The organism is Streptomyces sp. NPDC025618 (genome assembly GCF_055558795.1).
In genome coordinates, this window is record NZ_JBVHLW010000021.1 from 20,137 (window position 1) to 37,036 (window position 16,900).

14 protein-coding genes are annotated in these 16,900 nt (G+C 72.7%); 12 read left to right on the plus strand and 2 right to left on the minus strand.

Translation table 11 applies throughout. The annotated features are described in order from the left end of the window. Window positions 1-69: 69 nt before the first annotated feature. The 3 genes from lanKC (at window position 70) to ACZ4A5_RS18850 (ending at window position 5,524) form a co-directional block, all read left to right on the plus strand. Window positions 70-2,538, plus strand: coding sequence for a class III lanthionine synthetase LanKC (lanKC, locus tag ACZ4A5_RS18840; protein ID WP_467584786.1), 2,469 nt, complete (start codon window positions 70-72; stop codon window positions 2,536-2,538). Continuing rightward, a complete protein-coding gene (locus tag ACZ4A5_RS18845) occupies window positions 2,535-3,806 on the plus strand; it encodes an MFS transporter (protein ID WP_467584789.1) in 1,272 nt (423 codons plus the stop codon). Before lanKC ends, ACZ4A5_RS18845 begins: the two co-directional genes overlap by 4 nt. 689 nt (window positions 3,807-4,495) lie before the next feature. Beyond that, entirely contained in the window at window positions 4,496-5,524 is a 1,029-nt protein-coding gene (locus ACZ4A5_RS18850) for a terpene synthase family protein (RefSeq protein WP_467584792.1), read from the plus strand. Window positions 5,525-5,564: 40 nt separating this feature from the next. On the opposite strand, the gene ACZ4A5_RS18855 is transcribed toward ACZ4A5_RS18850, so the two are convergent. After that, complete coding sequence (locus tag ACZ4A5_RS18855; protein WP_467584795.1) at window positions 5,565-6,320, minus strand: 2OG-Fe dioxygenase family protein; 756 nt, start codon at window positions 6,318-6,320, stop codon at window positions 5,565-5,567. Window positions 6,321-6,621: 301 nt separating this feature from the next. Further along, the gene (locus tag ACZ4A5_RS18860) at window positions 6,622-7,614 is read right to left on the minus strand and encodes a beta-ketoacyl-ACP synthase III (RefSeq protein WP_467584798.1); all 993 of its coding nucleotides are present in this window, start codon (window positions 7,612-7,614) and stop codon (window positions 6,622-6,624) included. Window positions 7,615-8,183: 569 nt separating this feature from the next. Between ACZ4A5_RS18860 and ACZ4A5_RS18865 the strand changes: the two genes are divergently transcribed. The 9 genes from ACZ4A5_RS18865 (at window position 8,184) to ACZ4A5_RS18905 (ending at window position 16,888) form a co-directional block, all read left to right on the plus strand. Then, window positions 8,184-8,981, plus strand: coding sequence for a thioesterase family protein (locus ACZ4A5_RS18865; RefSeq protein WP_467584801.1), 798 nt, complete (start codon window positions 8,184-8,186; stop codon window positions 8,979-8,981). A 204-nt stretch (window positions 8,982-9,185) separates the two neighbouring features. Next, the gene (locus tag ACZ4A5_RS18870; protein ID WP_467584804.1) at window positions 9,186-10,940 is read left to right on the plus strand and encodes a fatty acyl-AMP ligase; all 1,755 of its coding nucleotides are present in this window, start codon (window positions 9,186-9,188) and stop codon (window positions 10,938-10,940) included. Window positions 10,941-10,951: 11 nt separating this feature from the next. Beyond that, window positions 10,952-11,887 carry an acyl-CoA desaturase gene (locus ACZ4A5_RS18875; protein ID WP_467584807.1) on the plus strand — a complete coding sequence of 312 codons (936 nt, stop codon included), beginning with the start codon at window positions 10,952-10,954 and terminating at the stop codon, window positions 11,885-11,887. Window positions 11,888-11,993: 106 nt separating this feature from the next. Next, on the plus strand, window positions 11,994-12,941 hold the full coding sequence (locus ACZ4A5_RS18880) for an acyl-CoA desaturase (RefSeq protein ID WP_398868812.1): 948 nt from the start codon (window positions 11,994-11,996) through the stop codon (window positions 12,939-12,941). A gap of 64 nt (window positions 12,942-13,005) precedes the next feature. Beyond that, window positions 13,006-13,302, plus strand: coding sequence for an acyl carrier protein (locus ACZ4A5_RS18885; RefSeq protein WP_467584810.1), 297 nt, complete (start codon window positions 13,006-13,008; stop codon window positions 13,300-13,302). Window positions 13,303-13,316: 14 nt separating this feature from the next. Further along, on the plus strand, window positions 13,317-14,417 hold the full coding sequence (locus ACZ4A5_RS18890) for a fatty acid desaturase (protein ID WP_467584814.1): 1,101 nt from the start codon (window positions 13,317-13,319) through the stop codon (window positions 14,415-14,417). Next, window positions 14,414-15,277: an alpha/beta fold hydrolase gene (locus tag ACZ4A5_RS18895; protein WP_467584817.1), complete on the plus strand. Its 864-nt coding sequence runs from the start codon at window positions 14,414-14,416 to the stop codon at window positions 15,275-15,277. Before ACZ4A5_RS18890 ends, ACZ4A5_RS18895 begins: the two co-directional genes overlap by 4 nt. Then, window positions 15,274-15,462 (plus strand): rubredoxin, encoded by a 189-nt coding sequence (locus ACZ4A5_RS18900; protein ID WP_467584819.1) that lies wholly within the window; start codon window positions 15,274-15,276, stop codon window positions 15,460-15,462. Before ACZ4A5_RS18895 ends, ACZ4A5_RS18900 begins: the two co-directional genes overlap by 4 nt. 202 nt (window positions 15,463-15,664) lie before the next feature. Continuing rightward, on the plus strand, window positions 15,665-16,888 hold the full coding sequence (locus ACZ4A5_RS18905) for a cytochrome P450 (protein ID WP_467584823.1): 1,224 nt from the start codon (window positions 15,665-15,667) through the stop codon (window positions 16,886-16,888). The last annotated feature ends 12 nt before the right edge of the window (window positions 16,889-16,900 follow it).

Consider the following 16,900-nt stretch of genomic DNA (forward strand, 5'->3'; position numbering starts at 1 on the left):
CCCCAGCAGCCGTGGACACCGCCGCACCCCGCAGCTCGCCGCGCCCGCACCGGCACCCAAGGAGCCCCCGTGCCCGACCACTTCGTCGACACCCTCGACCACCTCGACGACGCCGGCAGCCGCTTCACCCGTACCCGGCTCCCCGCGCCGCCGGGCCGCCGCCGCACCGAGCAGGGCGGCTGGGTCCACCTCCACGACCCCACCGCCCGGCTGCCCCGCCAGGGGTGGAAGATCCATGTGTCGGCCACCCCGGACGCGGCGGACCAGGTGATCGGCGAGGTCTGGGACCACTGCCTCCCGCGCGGGCTGTGCTTCAAGTTCCTGCGCAGCGCGGCCGTGCACCAGCTGATGAACAGCAAGCAGGCCCCCAGGACGGCCAGCGGCAAGCTCGTCACCGTCTACCCCGCCGACGAGGGTGAGCTGGAGCGGACCCTGCTCCTGCTCGCGGAGCGGCTGCGCGGCGTGCAGGGCCCGTACATCCTGAGCGACCTGCGCTGGGACGAAGGCCCGCTGCACGTGCGCTACGGCGCCTTCGACGTGGCGTACTGCTTCTCCCCGGCGGGCGAGTACGTGCCCGCCATGGAAGGGCCGGACGGCGGGCTCGTCCCCGATGTGCGGGGGACTGGCTTCAGGGTGCCGCCCTGGGTGACGGTCCCGCCGTTCCTCGACGCGCGCATCCGCGCCGCCCGCGCGGGCGGCGCGACGGCGTTCCCCTACCGCGTGGAGAAGGCCCTGCACTTCTCCAACGGCGGCGGGGTGTACCGCGCCGTCGAGCGGGACACCGGGCGGCGCGTGGTGCTCCGCGAGGCCCGGCCGCACGCCGGGCTCGACGACAGCGGAGCGGACGCCGTCGCCCGGCTGGGCCGCGAGCACACCGCGCTCGGCCTGCTCGCCGGACTGCCCTGCGTGCCACGGGTGTTCGCCCGGACCCGGCACTGGGAGCACCACTACCTCGTGGAGGAGTTCGTCGAGGGGGAGACCCTCCAGGAGGCGGTCGGCCGCAGGCACCCCCTCCTCCGGCCGGGCGCGGACGAGGCCGGGGTCGCCGCGTACACACGCTGGGCGTGCGACGTCCTCGCCCGGGTCGAGGCGGCGATCGGCGCCCTGCACGGCCGGGGCGTCGTCTTCGGCGACCTCCAGCCGGGGAACGTCATGGTCCGCCCGGACGGCAGCGTCTGCCTCGTCGACTTCGAGACGGCCCGCACCACCGGCGAGGGCCGCGCCCCCGCCCTCGCGACCCCGGGTTTCGCGGCTTCCTGGGCCCGTTCGGGCCCGGCCGTCGACACCTATGCGCTCGGCTGCCTGGCGCTGGCGCTGTTCTGCCCGCTGACGCCGCTGCTGCGCTTCGACGACCGGAAGCACGAAGAGCTCATCGCCTGGGCCGAGGCCCGCTTCCCCCTGCCGCCCGGCTTCGGCGACCGGCTGCGCGCGACGCTCACCCCGCCCGCCTCGGACGCCGGGAGCGCGGCGGCGCCCGAGGAGTGGCCCGCCCTCGACCGCCTGGCGGACGCGATCCTGCGCAGCGCGACACCGGAGCGGGACGACCGGCTGTTCCCCGGCGACGTGCGGCAGTTCGACGGCCAGGGGGCGAGCCTGGCGTACGGCGCGGCGGGCGTGCTCCACGCCCTGCACGTCACCGGGCGCGCCGGTCACCCCGGCTTCGGCGCGCACGTCGACTGGCTGGTCCGGGCCGACGAGAGGACCCGCTGGCCGCGGCCGGGCCTCTACGACGGGCTCGCCGGGGTCGCGTACGTCCTCGACGCGCTGGGCCGGTGCGAGGAGGCGCGCGGGACGCTCGACCGGCTGGCCGCCTTCGACCTCCGGGGCTGTGGGGCGTCTTTGTTCGGCGGGCTGTCCGGGATCGCCCTGGCCTGCCTGCGCCTCGGCCGCACGGACACCGCGCTGCGGCTCGCCGGCCGGCTCGTACGCGCCCTGGAGGGCGACGGACTGCCCGGCGGGGACCGGGCCGGGCTGCTGCACGGCTGGTCGGGCCCGGCGCTGCTCTTCACCCACCTCTTCCGTGCCACGGCGGACCCGCGGCACCTTGGGCACGCCCGGGCCGCGCTCGAACGCGACCTCGCGCACTGCGGCACCCCGGGCGGCGAGCGGCTGCACGTCAAGGACGGAGCGCGGCGGCTGTCGGCCCTCGACGGCGGCAGCGCGGGCATCGGTATCGCCCTGCACGCCTACCTGCGGCACCGTGACGATCCGCGCCTCGCCCTGGCGCGTGACCGGATCCGGGCCGGGCTCGATACCGAACTCCTCCTTTCCCCCGGTCTGTTCACCGGTCAGGCGGGGCTGCTGTACGGCCTCGCCCACCTCGGCGGCCCGGGCTCCGCGGTGACCGCGCACCTGCGGAGTCTGGGACTCCACGCGGTCCGCCACTCCGGCGGGCGGGTCTTCGCCCTGGACGGCCTGCTCCGGCTCTCGAACGACCTCGCGACCGGCACGGCCGGTGTCCTGCTCGCCCTCCACGCCGCGCTGGGCGACGGCCCCGGCCCCCGGGCGGCGCTGCCGCTGCTGGGCGAGGACCCATGAGGAGGAGCGGCGCGGCGGGGCGGGAGGGGAGCCTGCGCCGCAACCGGCGGTTCCAAATCCTGTGCGTGGGCCAGGGGTTGTCCCTGCTCGGCTCCGGCGCCTCCGGCATCGCGCTGCCCCTGCTCGTCCTGCGGCTGACGCACTCGCCCCTGTGGGCCGGCCTGGTGGAGGCCGCGTGGACCGGAGCCCTCGCGCTCGCGTGCCTGCCCGCCGGGCCGCTCGTCGACCGCCTCGACCGCCGCAGGGTCCTGCTGAGCTGCGAAGCGGGCCGCGCCCTGACCAGCGCGGCCCTGGCTGCGGCGGTCCTCACCGGCCGCGCGACGCCCGCCGCCCTGCTGGCCGCGGGCGTGGTGCTGGGCTTCCTGGCCGCGCCGTTCAACGCCGCCGGGCTCGCCTCGGTCCGGCAGGTCGTACCCGAGCACAAGCTGAGCACGGCGCTCGCCGTCAACCAGGTGCGCGGCCAACTGGCCTTCCTGCTCGGCCCGGTGCTCGGCGGGCTGCTCTTCCAGGCTTCCCCGAGCGCCCCGTTCTGGCTGGACGCCGCGTCCTTCGCCGTCTCCGCGGGGTGCGTCCTCGCCCTGGGCCCGGCGCTGTACACCCCGGCGGGGGAACGCGAGGGGTGGTGGCGGTCGTTCACCGCGGGCCTGCGCTTCCTGTGGCGCGAACGGCTCCTGAGGCGGCTGACGCTGGTCGCGTCCGCCCAGAACCTCGTCCTCGACGGGGTGTACCTCGCGGTCGTCGTCGGCTGCGCGCGGCAGGGCGCGTCGGGGCTGTCCGTCGGGGCTGTGACGGCGACGTCGGCGGCGGGCGCGACGGCGGGGGTGCTGCTGGCGCCCCGCGTGGGGAAGCGCTTCCCTCCGGCGCGGGTGCTGCTCGCCACCGAGACGGTCTGTGCCCTGCTCGTCGGCGCGATGGCGCTCGGCGGTGGCCCGGCGCCCCGCGCGCTGCTGCTGGCGGGCTGTGCCCTGGCCGTGGCGGTGTCCGGCTCGGTGCTGACGGTGGCCCGCCTGCTGCGCACCCCGGAACGGTTGCAGGGCCGTGCGAACAGCGTGATCGGGCTGCTGTTCATGGCCACGCCACCGCTCGGTTCCGCGCTGTCCGGCGCGCTGGTGGACAGCTGGCCCGACGCGGCCGTCTTCCTGCTCCTCGGCGCGCTGCTGGGCCTGCTCGCCGTCGCTCTTCCGAGGGACAGCGCCTTCGCGGCCGGAGCACGCGACGACAGCGCGGTCGGGAACGGCGCCGAGGCGGTGTCCGGCTCGGTCAGGTGAGCGAACGGCCACGCGCGATCCCCCGGAGAGCGGGCCCAACGGCCGTGTGAGGGTACGGAATTCGGTCACTCCTATATGCCGTCACCATATGCCATTGGGCGCGTAGTCAGGTCCGTACCGGTGCCCACTGGCGCTGCTGCGCTCCTGAGTGCCGGGCGTGTCGCCGGTGGCTCACCAGGCCCTGCCGTACGCTCACGGTACGCCTTCCCCAAGGCGTCCGGATCACGGCGCTGTTGTCACCCCATCGCAGCTGAGCCGCATCAGGGGGCGCGTGGCGCACGGACAAGTCCGTTTGTCTGTGCAGCACGGACCGAGTGCGCCTCGTGCCCCAATACCTCTATCGAATGTATGGTTTTCGTTTTTACGCTCGCGTCTAGAGGGCACCTTCTTGCCAGGCCCCGAAAGGAGGGGAGACGGGGCCTGGACGCACGGCCCGCCACGGGGGACGAGGGAGAGGGCAGTGATCCAGCCTGGAAGCGAACGTCCAGGGGGACACGGCGCGGTCATCGCGCCGCGAGGGAGCGCGTGCGGGCGTTCCCTGCCTTCTCCGTGCCGACACGCCGGAGAGTCGGCTTCCGCTCCGCCGAGGAGAAACCAACCGCAGACCAGGACGGGCTTCGCCCGGTCCGAGCACCCCGTACCGCAACGTCGAGTTCGGCTCGGAAAGGCCCGAAGGAGGCCGGCCCCAGATGCCACAGGACATCGCCCTGGACATACCGTTCCCCACCAAGACGAATCCACGGGTGGACGCCGTGGCCGATCGCAATGAGCGATGGCTGATATCGGCGGGACTGCTCAGCAGCCAGCAGAACATCGAGCGCTACCGGTCGTGGAACATCGCCCTGCTCGCGGCGGGCTTCCTGCCCGACGCCTCCGAGCGGGAGCTGACCTTCGGCCTCGCGGTGCAGAGCTTCTTCTTCTTTTTCGACGACCTCTTCGACGGCGCCCTGGGCCACAACCCCGCGGCCACGTACGAGATCTGCCACGAGATGGCGGCCCTCGCGCGGCAGGGCTCCGGCTTCGGCAAGCCCGTGGTCGCGCCGACGTTCCCCCTGGCCCGCCTGTGGTCGAGCCTGTGGGCCCGGGCCCAGCAGGGGATGTCGGCCGCCTGGCGGGCACGCACCGTCCGGCACTGGGAGGAGTACTTCCTGACCTACGTCTCGGAGGCCGTCAACCGCAAGAGCGGCACCGCGCTCGGCATGGACTCGTACATGAAGCTGCGCCGGGACGGGATCGGCAGTCAGGTCGTGCTCGACATCTCCGAGCGCTGCGGGCACTTCGAGGCACCGCCGGAGATCCACCAGAGCATGTGCATGCTGGAGGTCCGCGACATCACCGCCGAGGTCGTCACCCTCACCAACGACCTCCACTCGCTGGAGAAGGACCAGGCGAACGGCGACCCGAACAACGCGGTGCTGCTGCTGAGCCGGGAGCACTCCTGCTCACAGGACGAGGCCATCGCCCGGCTCCAGCAGATGGTGCGCAGGCGGACGCTTCGCTTCCGGCAGCTGGTCGACGAGGTCGACCGGCTGTGCGACGCCTTCGGTTTCTCCGGGGAGGAGCGCGAGAACACCCACCGCTTCCTGGACGCCAACCGGGCGTGCATGCGCGGCAATTACCACTGGAGCAACATCAGCGCCCGCTACAGCGACGTGGGCGTGCTGCACGTCATCCGCTCCCCCCGCATCGAGGACGTCATAGCCCAGACCGTCGACTGAACGGCGCGTCCCGGGCGGCGGAGCACCGCCGCCCGGGGGCTCACCCCGATTTCCCGCCGGCCCCCGGGAAGAAGTCGACGAGCAGCATGTCGCGGACGCCGGAGTCCGTGCCCCGCGCGGGCCGTACGGGGGAGACCCCGTGCAGCACCCGGCGGTCGTCGAGCACGATCGTCTCCAGGGGCGCGGTGAGCTGTGCCCGGTGCAAGGGCCGCTCCTGGAGGTCGTAGAGGCAGGACTCCGCGCCCCGCACGTCCTGCCGGCGGATCAGCACCTGCGCGACATACGCGTGACCGTCCCGGTGCACGCCCTCGGGCGCGGGGTGGCCCTCGGCCCGGACGGTGGCGGTGACGCGGATCTGGTGGACGCCACAGGTGTCGATGCCGGTCCGGGGGCCGGGCAGCCGCTCGTGGAGGGCGTGGACGACCGTGCGCAGCACTTCGCCCGAGGCCACCGACTCCTTCAGCGGGGCGAAGAGCCGGTCGACGCCGCCGTGCACCCGGTTCACCGACCGGTCCTGGAAGAACGCGGCGTGCGGCAGCGGCGTCAGCCGGTCGCCGGCTATGCGGAAGGTGCCGTACCGGCGGAAGCGGTAGGGCTTGTCGGTGCCGAGGTGGGCGTCGGCCGGCAGGTCGTCCCAGGAGGCGGCGAAGCGCGCGACGGAGTCCGCGGGAAGCCCGTCCAGCGCGGCGGCCAGCACCTCCGGTCCCAAGTGCGTGAAGGGCGGCCGTTCCGGTTCGGCGGGCTGTCCAAAGGAGGCGGCGGGCCGGCCCGGCACGCGCGAAGGGGCTGACGTCATGGTGTCCTTGCCTTTGGTGCGGTGTGTTCCGTCGGCGAGGCGGGCCGCTGCGCGGTGGCCTCATCACGACATTAAGCCGACACCGCGGCCCCGTTGGCCGGAACGCGTTCATCGGCGGGACGGAAGGGGACAAACGGGCTGCGGGGGTGGCGGTGCCCGTGGAACGGCCCAGCGCACGCGCTCATTCGGCGCCCCGCTCTCCGCGTGGCTTCCCGAGCGGACGGCTTCCCGCGTGGCTTCCCGAGCGGACGGCTTCCCAGGTGGACCGCTTTCCGCGCGGGCGGCCTTCGAAGCGGACCCTTCACGGAAGTCGCACGACCTGGGCTCCCCAGGTGAGGCCGGCCCCGAATCCGAGGAACAGCGCGAGATCTCCCGTGCCCACGGCCCCCGATTCGCGCAGCCGGGCCACGGCGAGGGGAATGGAGGCGGCCGAGGTATTGCCGGCGTGCACCACGTCGCGGGCCACGGCGACGCGCGCGGGAAGTCCCAGCCGCTGCACCACGGTCTCGATCATCCGCAGATTCGCCTGGTGCGGGACGAAGGCGCCGAGTTCGTCCGGGCGCACACCCGCCGCGTCCAAGGCCCGCCGGGCCACATCGGGCATTTCCTCGATGGCCCAGCGGAATACCTCGGGCCCCGCCATGCGCATGGTGGGCCAGGCGATTCCCGGATCGTCGCGGTAGCGGAGCCAGTCGGCCGAGTGCGCGATGAGTTCGCGGCGACTTCCGTCCGAGCCCCAGACGACGGGTCCTATGCCGCCCCCTTCCCGTGGTCCGACCACCATGGCCCCGGCACCGTCGGCGAACAGAAGGGCCGTGGAGGGGTCTTCGGGCGCGACGATGTCCGTCATCTTGTCGGAGCCGATCACCGCCACATGGCGGGCCGAGCCGTCGCGCACCAGTGAGGCGGCCAGGGCCAGCGCGTAACAGAAACCCGAGCAGGCGGCGTTGAGGTCGAACGCGGCGGCCCGGGTGCCCAGCCGGTCTGCGATCTCCGCCGCGCTCCCGGGGGTCTGCCGCAGGCCCGACATGGACGCCAGGACCACGGCGTCCAGCCCGCCGGGCGCGACCCCCGCGTCGGCCGCCGCCTTCCGCGCCGCCTCCACCGCCATGTCCGCCACGGTCTCGTCCGCGGCGGCGTACCGACGCTCGACGATGCCCGTACGCCGTTCGATCCATTCGGGCGTACGGCCGGTGCGCTCCGCGACCTCGTCATTGCCCACGACGCGGTGCGGCCGATAGGCGCCGATCCCCAGAATTCCTACGTCCTGTGCGGCAGCTCGCTGTATCAGCATGGCAATACCCACCTTCGGTCCGTCCGGGTGCCGGTCCGCCTCCGGCCGTCACCACGGGCCCGCCGCGGTGCTCCCGATACGGAACGCGGCCACGGGAACAGCGGCGGAAGAACCGTCACGGCCCGGGCGCGCCGGCCGTTGCCGGGGTCCGTGTCCGCGGTTCGGTTTCCGCTCCGGAAAAGGGCGGGGCGACCGGCCCCGCCTGGGGCGATATCGGAGCACGTGGCTTCCGTGGGATGTCGGGCGCGCCGCGGCGACGGTCACCGTGCCGCTCATACGGGCCCCCCGAACCGGATCGAGCTCACTCGCCGTGGAGACTATCTCCGGGCGAGTTGGATTCCGCAACCCGCCCGGGGAAGACCGTCGAGTGTTGAACGTCACGCGGATTCCATGATTCGCCCGTCAGTGACGCGGGTCACAAAAATTATTGCTTGCTTGCCGACATCGGCCCCTTCTACGGTCACTCGTGTGATCCAACTCATCGCCATGACTGGCCTGTTGTCGACGATCGAGTTCCGCCGTCGCGCGCAGTGCCTCGTGCCCGCACCGACCGGGGAAAGGGCGGGCTCATGACGAACTCCGCACCATCGCTGTCACCGCTGGATCTGCTCGGCCGGACCACGGCCGGACCTGTCGACGCCGGAACGCACCTGAACGGCTTCGGCGGATTCCACGGCGGGCTCACCGTCGCGCTCATGGCGGCCGCGATGCGGGGCGAAGCGCCCGGCCTGCCGCTGCGCAGCGTCACCGCGCGCTTTCACCGGCCGATCAGTGCCGAGTTCCAGGTGGAGACCTCGCTGACCAGGGCCGGGCGCAGCCTCACCGCGGTCGGCGCCAGGGCCGTGACGGCGAAGGGAACGCACGTCGACGCCTCGGCGGTCTTCGGGTCGCTCAAGCCTGCGGAATGGCGGGAATTCGCCCCCGAGATGCCGGAGGCGCCACCCGCCCATGAATGCGAAATCTTCGCGATCCCGCCGGAGTTCGTGCCCATCTCCGCCTATCTGGAGATCCGCCCGGTCGGCCCCAGCCGGCCGTACGCGGGCGGCACGGAACCCGAATTGACCGCGTGGATAAGGCTCATGGGCGACGAGCGGCCGCCGGACGCCCTGCGGTTCATTCTGCTGATGGACGCGCTGGCGCCGTCCTATGCCGCCGTGCTGTCGACCCTGGCCCTGGTGCCGACCCTCGAACTCACGGTGCGCCCCGGCGAGAACCTCGACCGCGCGGACTCGCCCTGGATCCTCCTGCGCGCCCGGACCCGCGCCGCCACCGCCGACGGCTGGGTGGACGAGGAGATCGACGCCTGGGGCCCGGACGGCGCCCACCTGGGTTCGGCACAGCAGCTCCGCATCATCCGCGCCGACTGAGACCTCCACCGCGCGGCGGCGGGAGCACAGGAATCCAGGGTCCGGCACCGGCGCGACGACGGGCCCGGTCACGAGACCCACGCGGTCGAAGAAAGACCCGCGCGGTCGAAAAGAAGAAGCATCGAAAAAGAAGAAGCACACGGGGGCGCTGTGGATCACATATCGGGGTGGGCGGGTCCGCCGCGGCCCGCGACCTTGCCCGAGTTGCTCGGACACCGCGCGAGCCTGCCCCGGCAGCTCGCCTTCCGCTTCCTGCCCGACGGCACGGACGACGCGGCCGTGGAATGGACGTACCACGACCTCGCCGAGCACGCCGCCACCGTCGCCGCCGACCTGCTGCGGCGTGAACTCACCGGCCGCCGCGTCGTCCTGGCCCTCGATCCGGGCCTGCACTACATCGCCGCCCTCTTCGGGATCCTCCGGGCCGGCGCCACCGCCGTGCCCTCCTTCCCGCCGACCGGGAAGCGGGCCCTGGCGCGCTTCGTCTCCATCGTCGAGGACTGCGCCCCGGACGTGATCGTCGCGGACACCCGGCTGGCGGACCGGGTCGCGCAGTTCGAGGCCGTACTGCCCGCGTTCGTGGCCCGCCCGCAGTGGATGTTCGTCGACGACGACTACCTCCGGCGGGCCGCGGACTCCCGGACTCCGGACGGTGGCGCGCACGCGCCGGTGCGGGCCGACGGACCGGCACTGCTCCAGTACACCTCCGGCTCGACCGGCGACCCCAAGGGGATCGTGCTCACGCACGAGAACCTCGTCAGCAACTGCCGGGCGCTCGAGGCGAACATGGGATACGAGCCCGACCGCGTCGGCTGCACCTGGCTGCCGCCCTACCACGACATGGGCCTGATGGGCACGATCATGCTCGCGGTGCACGGCGGCTGGCCCCTGGTGCTGATGCCCCCGGCGTACTTCGTGCAGCGGCCCTACCGCTGGCTCAAGGCCGTCACCGACCACAAGGTGACCATTTCGGTCGGCCCGAACTTCGCGTTCGACATCTGTACGTCGAGCATCACCGACGAGGAGCTGGCGACGCTCGACCTCGGCAGCCTGCGCCAGGTCTTCTGCGGATCCGAACCCGTCTCGCGCGCCACCCTGGACGCCTTCCGCGACCGCTTCGGACCGCGCGGCTACGACGAGACGTCGCTGATCCCCTGCTACGGGCTCGCCGAGGCCACCCTCTATGTGTCGGGCAAGCGCGCCGGCAGCGCCGTGAAGACCGTATGGCTGGACAGGGCCGAGCTGGAGAACGGCCGCGTCCGGCAGCTTCCCGCCGAGGAGGCCGAGGCCGCGGAGGACGGCCGGGCCGCCCGGATCGTCAGCTGCGGCGAGGTCGCCGAGGGCCATGAGGTGATCGTCGTCGACCCCGGCGAGCGGCGCCCGGTGGAGCCCGGCCGGGTCGGCGAGGTCTGGGTGCGCGGCCCGAACGTCGCCACGGGCTATCTGGGCAAGCCGGAGCTGACCGCCGAGACCTTCGCGGCGCGCCTCGCGGATCCGGAAGCCGGACACACCTATCTGCGCACCGGCGACCTGGGATTCCTGCACGAGGGGGAGCTGTGCATCACCGGGCGCCTCAAGGACCTCGTCGTCATCGCGGGCCGCAATCTCTATCCGCAGGACATCGAGCATTCCGTGCGCGGCTCCCACGAGAAGCTGCGCGGCGCGGCCGTGTTCTCCGTGCCGGGGGAGAGCGGCGAGGAACTTGTGGTGGTCACGGAATTCCGGGGCACGGCACGGCAGTTGGCCGGGGAACGCGACCAGGTGCGGGACGCGGTGGTCGCCGCGGTGACGGCCGGGCACGGCGTGGCACCGGCCGACGTGCACTTCGCTCCCGTCGGCGCGATCCCGATGACGACCAGCGGCAAGGTCCGCCGGGACGCCACCCGTCAGGCATACGTCCAAGGAACGTTGAAGAAGCTGACCCCGGCCGCGGACGAGCTGCCGCTGTCCGTACGGTGACGGGAGTCCCCATGACCTCTGTGCCCGACACCTCGGTCGCGCCCCCGCCCGGCGGTCTCGCGGCGGCCGGCCCCGACACCGACGCCTCCGCCCGCCGGCTCGCCTATGTCACGGTGGGCGTGCCCACCCTCGGGTTCCTGGGCGCGGTGGTGTTCGCCGTGGCCTACGGATTCACCGCCGTCGACCTCGGCCTGCTCATCGGGATGTATCTGCTGACCTCCCTGGGCGTGGAGGGCGGCTTCCACCGCTTCTTCTCGCACCTGTCCTTCGCGGCCAGGCCCGGTGTCACCGCCTTCTGGGGCATCGCCGGGTCCATGGCGGCCCAGGGCCCGATCGTCTTCTGGGTGGCCACGCACCGCCAGCACCACGCGTACACCGACCGCGACGGCGACCCGCACTCGCCCCGGCCGGTCCGGGACGGGCGGCGCTTCCCCCGGCTGCGCGGGCTCTGGCACGGCCACGTCGGCTGGCTGTTCACCGTCCGCCGGCAGAACTGGAGCAAGCGCGTCCCCGACCTGCTGCGCAACCGGCTGGTCATGAGGATCGACCGGTACTACTTCGGCTGGGTCCTGCTCGGTCTGGCGCTGCCCGCCCTGCTGGGCTGGGCGCTCACCGGGGGCAGCGGCCGCGGCGCCGTGGGCGGGCTGCTCTGGGGCGGGCTCGCCCGGATCTTCCTCCTCGACCACGTGACGTGGAGCGTCAACTCGATCGGCCACACCCTGGGGAGCAGGCCGCACCGCACGCGGGACAACAGCCGCAACGTCGCCTCGCTCGCGCCGTTCTCGGTGGGGGGCTCCTGGCACAACAACCACCACGCGCAGCCCGGTCTGGCGCACAACCGGCACGCGTTCTGGCAGATCGACATCGCGGGCGGCTTCATCCGGCTGCTGGATCTGCTGGGTCTGGTGTCCGACGTCCGCTATCCCAAGCGCGCGCGACCGGAGTAGGCCCCGCGCCGCCGCCGGTGCGCGGCACCGGCCGTACCGCCGCGCGGACCCGCGGAAAGCAGCCCGGCAGTCGAAGCAATCCGGCAGTCGAAGAAAGGAGCACCACGTGTCCACCACCACCGTCGACCCTCTCGCGGCGGCCATCGTCAAGCTGGATCCCGCCAGCCGCCGCATCAAACGGTTCTCCGCGCTGACCACGATGACCCTGCCGCTGCTCGGCACCGCGGCGGCCGCGTATTTCCTGTGGACCGGAAACTTCACGACCACGGACCTGGTCCTGTTCGGCGTGATGTATTTCGTGCACATGGGCGGGATCACCATCGGATTCCACCGCTATCTCTCGCACAAGGCGTTCAAGACATCGCCCTTCTTCCAGGGCGTCATGATGATCACCGGATCCATGGGTGCCCAGGGCCCGTTGATGTTCTGGGTCACCACCCACCGCAGGCACCACCGGTTCAGCGACCGCGAGGGCGACCCGCACTCGCCCAATCTGCACGGCCGCAGCCTGCGGGCCAGGCTGCGCGGCCTGTGGTACGCGCACATGCCGTGGATGCTGAGCGACGAGACCTCCAAGTGGACGGTCTTCGCCCCGGACGTCCTGCGCGACCGCCGGCTGATGTGGTACCACCGCACCTACCCCACCTGGGTGGTCGTCGGTGTGCTGATCCCGGCCGTGGCCGGCCTCGCCGTCGAGCGGACGCCGATGGCCGCCGTGACGGGCCTGGTGTTCGGCGGTCTGGCGCGGATCTTCGTCGCCAACCAGGCGGCCTGGTGCGTCGGTTCGGTCTGCCACGCCATCGGCAGCCGGCCTTTCAGCAACGCCGACCGCAGCGCCAACAACTGGCCCGTCGCCGCGTTCACCTTCGGCGAGGGGCTCCAGAACAACCACCACGCGTTCCCGGGCTCGTACCGCCACGGGGTGACCTGGTGGGAGCCGGACCTCAGCGGCTGGCTGCTCTTCGGCCTGGGCAAGGCGGGCGTCGTCTGGGACCTCAGGGAGCCCGACGCGGCCACCATCGCGCGCAAGCGGGCCGTGAAGACCGCCGCGTGACCTCGCCCGCCCTTTGCCCCAGTGACCTCATCCACCACGACACCCACGGGAGCGTGAGCACCAGATGTTCGGACGCAAGAAGGAAGCGCCGATAGCCGGACCGCTGACGGAGGAGTCCCTCCGGCAGTGGCTGACCGACCACCTGGCCAAGCGGATCGAGGTGCCGCCCGCCGAGATCGACACCGGCAAGTCGTTCGAGGCGTACGGGCTCGACTCCCGGGTCGCCGTCCAGGTGTCGGGCGCGCTGGAGAAGGTCGTCGAGCGGCGGCTGTCCCCGGGGCTGCTCTACGAGCACCAGACCATCGACGACCTGAGCGGCTATCTGGCCCGGGAGCTCAGGCTGTCCGACCGGACCGGCTGAGGGGAAGCGGGACCATGGCCGCGTACAACTTCCCCTCGGACCCCGGCGAACCCTTCAAGGACTTCCTGCGCAAGTCGGAGCGGCTGGAGGGCGAGCGGCTCGCGTCGGCGATCCCGAGGGACTACTTCGAACCCCGCGTCGCCCGCGGCCTGCTCGGCTTCGCCGTCAGCTGGGCGCTGTACGCCGGGGCGATCGTGGGCGTCGCCTACGCGCCGCACTGGCTGCTGTACATCCCCCTGTGGGTGGTGGCGGGCCTCGGTGGCTGGGGGCTGCACTGCATCGCCCACGACTGCGGGCACGGCTCGTTCTCCCGGTCGCGCAGGTTCAACTTCGCCGTCGGTCATGTGTCCTTGCTGCCCCTGGTCTACCCCTTCCACGCCTGGCGCCACGTGCACAACCTGCACCACAGCCACACCAACAACCTGGAGCTGGACACGGACTGGCGGCCGGTCCCGGCGGCGCTGTACGACCGGATGCCGCTCCACGAGAAGGTGATCTACCACGGGACGCGGACCTGGGCGTTCTGGGGCGGCACCATCAACTACTGGCGGGAGTCGGGCTTCCGGCCCTCCTTCTTCCCCAAGCGGGAGGCGCGCCGCGACGTCCGCCGGTCGATCGTCTTCGTCCTGGCCGTGTGCGTCCTCTACTTCACCCCGCTGGTCTATTTCACGGGCGTGGAGGGATTCTTCCTCTACTTCGTGGCGCCCTGGCTCGCCACCCACGCGTGGTTCAGCGCGACGACGCTGATGCACCACAGCGCCGACGACGTGCCCTACCTGACCAACGAGCACTGGACGCGCAACGCCAGCAGGCTGCTGGTGACGACGGACTACGTGTACCCGAAGTGGCTGCTCTTCCTCACCCACAACATCTCCATCCACACGGCGCACCACGTGGCCCCCGTCGTCCCGTACTACAACCTCCGCAAGGCCCAGGCGGCGCTGAAGGAGGCGTACCCCGGCATGGTCCGCGAGGAGAAGGTGCGGGTCGGGCAGCTGGCGCGCATCATCCGGCGGCTGCACTTCTACGACACCGAGTCGGGCTTCTACACCGACTTCTCGCGCACCCGGGTCGCGCCGGCGGACGCCCCGCCCGCGGTGAAGGCGCCGTCATGACACCGCTCGCGCTGCGGAGGATCGCCCACGCGGCGGTCGGCGCCGTGCTGCCGGGCACCGGCGGGCGCTGGGCGACCGACGTCTTCAGCCGGACCCGCCCGCTGGGCGCCCGGCCCGACAACGTCCTGCCGCTGGGCGCCCGGAGGTTCGCCGTGACGGGGAACCCCGAGGTGCGCGGAGGCTATCTGTGGGGCGACGACGGCGGGCCGACCGCGCTGCTCGTGCACGGCTGGGGTTCCGACAGCAGCAGCATGTACTCCCTGATCGCGCCGCTGCGGCGACTCGGCTACCGTGTGGCCGCTTTCGACGCCCCCGCGCACGGTGTGCACGAGGGCACCCGGGCGACAATGACGCAGTTCACCACCGCCGTGGGCGCCGTCCTGGACTCCCTCGGCGGCGCGCGCGTGGTGATCGCGCACTCCCTGGGCTCGATCGCCGCCGTCGGGGCCGTCGCCGCGCGGCCCCGGCAGGGCGTCGACTGCCTCGCCCTCATCGCCCCGACCTGCACGCTCACGGCGGTGCTGGAGCGCTGGGCCGCGGACGAACTCCGGCTCTCGCCCGCCATCGTGGACCGGGTCCGCACCGAACTGCACCGCCGCAACGGCGTGCCCGTCACCCACTGGGACGTCGTCGGCCTCGGCCGCGCGCTGGACTGCCCGGTCCTCGCCCTGCACGACCCCGACGACCCGGTCGTCCCCTTCCGCGAGGCCGAGGCGATCGCCGCCGGACTGCCCGGCGTACGGCTCGAACGCGCCCCCGGCCGCGGCCACATGGGCATCCTGATGTCACCCGAAGTGAAGAGCGCCGTCTCCGCGTTCGTCGCGGAACACGGCACGAGGACTGGAGAGACCATCCCGTGAGCGAGCGAACGGAATCCGGCGGCAGGGCGTGGATGTGCCTGGTCTGCGGCTGGGTCTACTACGAAGCCCTCGGCCTGCCCGAGGAGGGCATCGCCCCCGGGACCCGCTGGGAGGACATCCCGGCGGACTGGAAGTGCCCCGACTGCGGCACGACGAAGGACGACTTCGTGATGGCCCCGCTCTGAGCGCTCCGCTGGAAGCCCGGTGAACCGGCCGCGCCCGCGCGGCGGAGCCGCGCATCGGCACCTCCCCGCCCCTTCCGGGACCGGCGAACCGTACCGGACTCCACCGGGCCCGCACAGCACCACGGCCACCGGCCGCCGGACCCGCGGGACGACCGGGCCCGGCGTGACAAGACCTCAAGTCCCGCGCGACGAAGGAGACCCCATGACCACCGCCACGGACCCGCGCACCGCCATGATGACGCTCCTCTCCCCCCAGGGGAAGCGCGATCCCTATCCGCTCTACGAGGCCCTGCGCGCCTACGGCCCGATCCTGCCGCTGGGGCCGGGGCAGCTCGTCGTCACCGGGCACGCCGAATGCGCCAGAGCCCTCCGCGAGCCCGCCCTGCTCTCCACGGACGCCGCCGTGCAGGACGCGCTGCTGCCCGGCTGGCGCGACCACTCCTCCTGGCGCTGGCTCACCAAGAACATGCTCTTCAGCAACAACCCCGACCACGACCGCTACCGCCGCTTCTTCGGCACCGCCTTCACCCCCCGCCGCGTCGCCGACCTGCGGCCCGCCCTGGAGGGCCTGATCGGCGGGCTCGTGGAGCGGCTCGCGGACCTCGGTGCGGGCGGAGCACCGTTCGACTTCATGGCGGAGTTCGCGTTCCGGGTGCCCATGGCCGTGATGGGCGAACTGCTCGGCATACCCGCGGCGGAGCAGCCGGGCTTCCGCGGCGCCATCGGCGCGATCACCACCGCCCTGGAGCCCGTCCAGGACCTCGCCCAGCTCGCCCCCGGCGACGCCGCGATGGATCAGCTCGCCGATTACTTCACCGATCTGGCCGCCCGGCGCCGCGCCCGGCCCGGCACCGACCTGGTGAGCGAGATGGTCCTGCTGCGGGACGGGACCGGTGAGCTCAGCGAGGAGGAGCTGGTCGCCAACTTCATGCTGCTGCTGGTCGCCGGCACCGAGGCGCCCATGGACCTCATCGGCAACGCGCTGCGCCTCGCCGTCGAGCACCCGGAGCACGCCGCCAGGCTGCGCGAGGACCCCTCCCTCGCCCCCGGCTTCGTCGAGGAGACCCTGCGCTTCGACCCCGCGGCGCAGGCCCTGAACCGCATGGCCGCCCGGGACTTCGACTTCTTCGGGGTGCCGGTGGCCGCCGGTACGAAGGTGACGCTGCTGATCGCCGCGGGCAATCGCGACCCGCGCCAGTACGCGGACCCCGGCGTCTTCGACCCCGCCCGGCAGGGCAACCACGCGCTCACCCTCAGCGGGGGAGCGCACTACTGCCTCGGCGCGGGCCTGGCCCGGATGCAGGCGGAGCTCGCGCTGCCCGCCGTGCTGCGCCGCTTCCCGGGCCTGACTCTCGCAGGTGAACCCACCTTCCGTGACCAGCTCGTGCAGCGCGGCTTCGGTCAACTCCCCGTGAAGTGTGGGTGAGCGGCACACCTC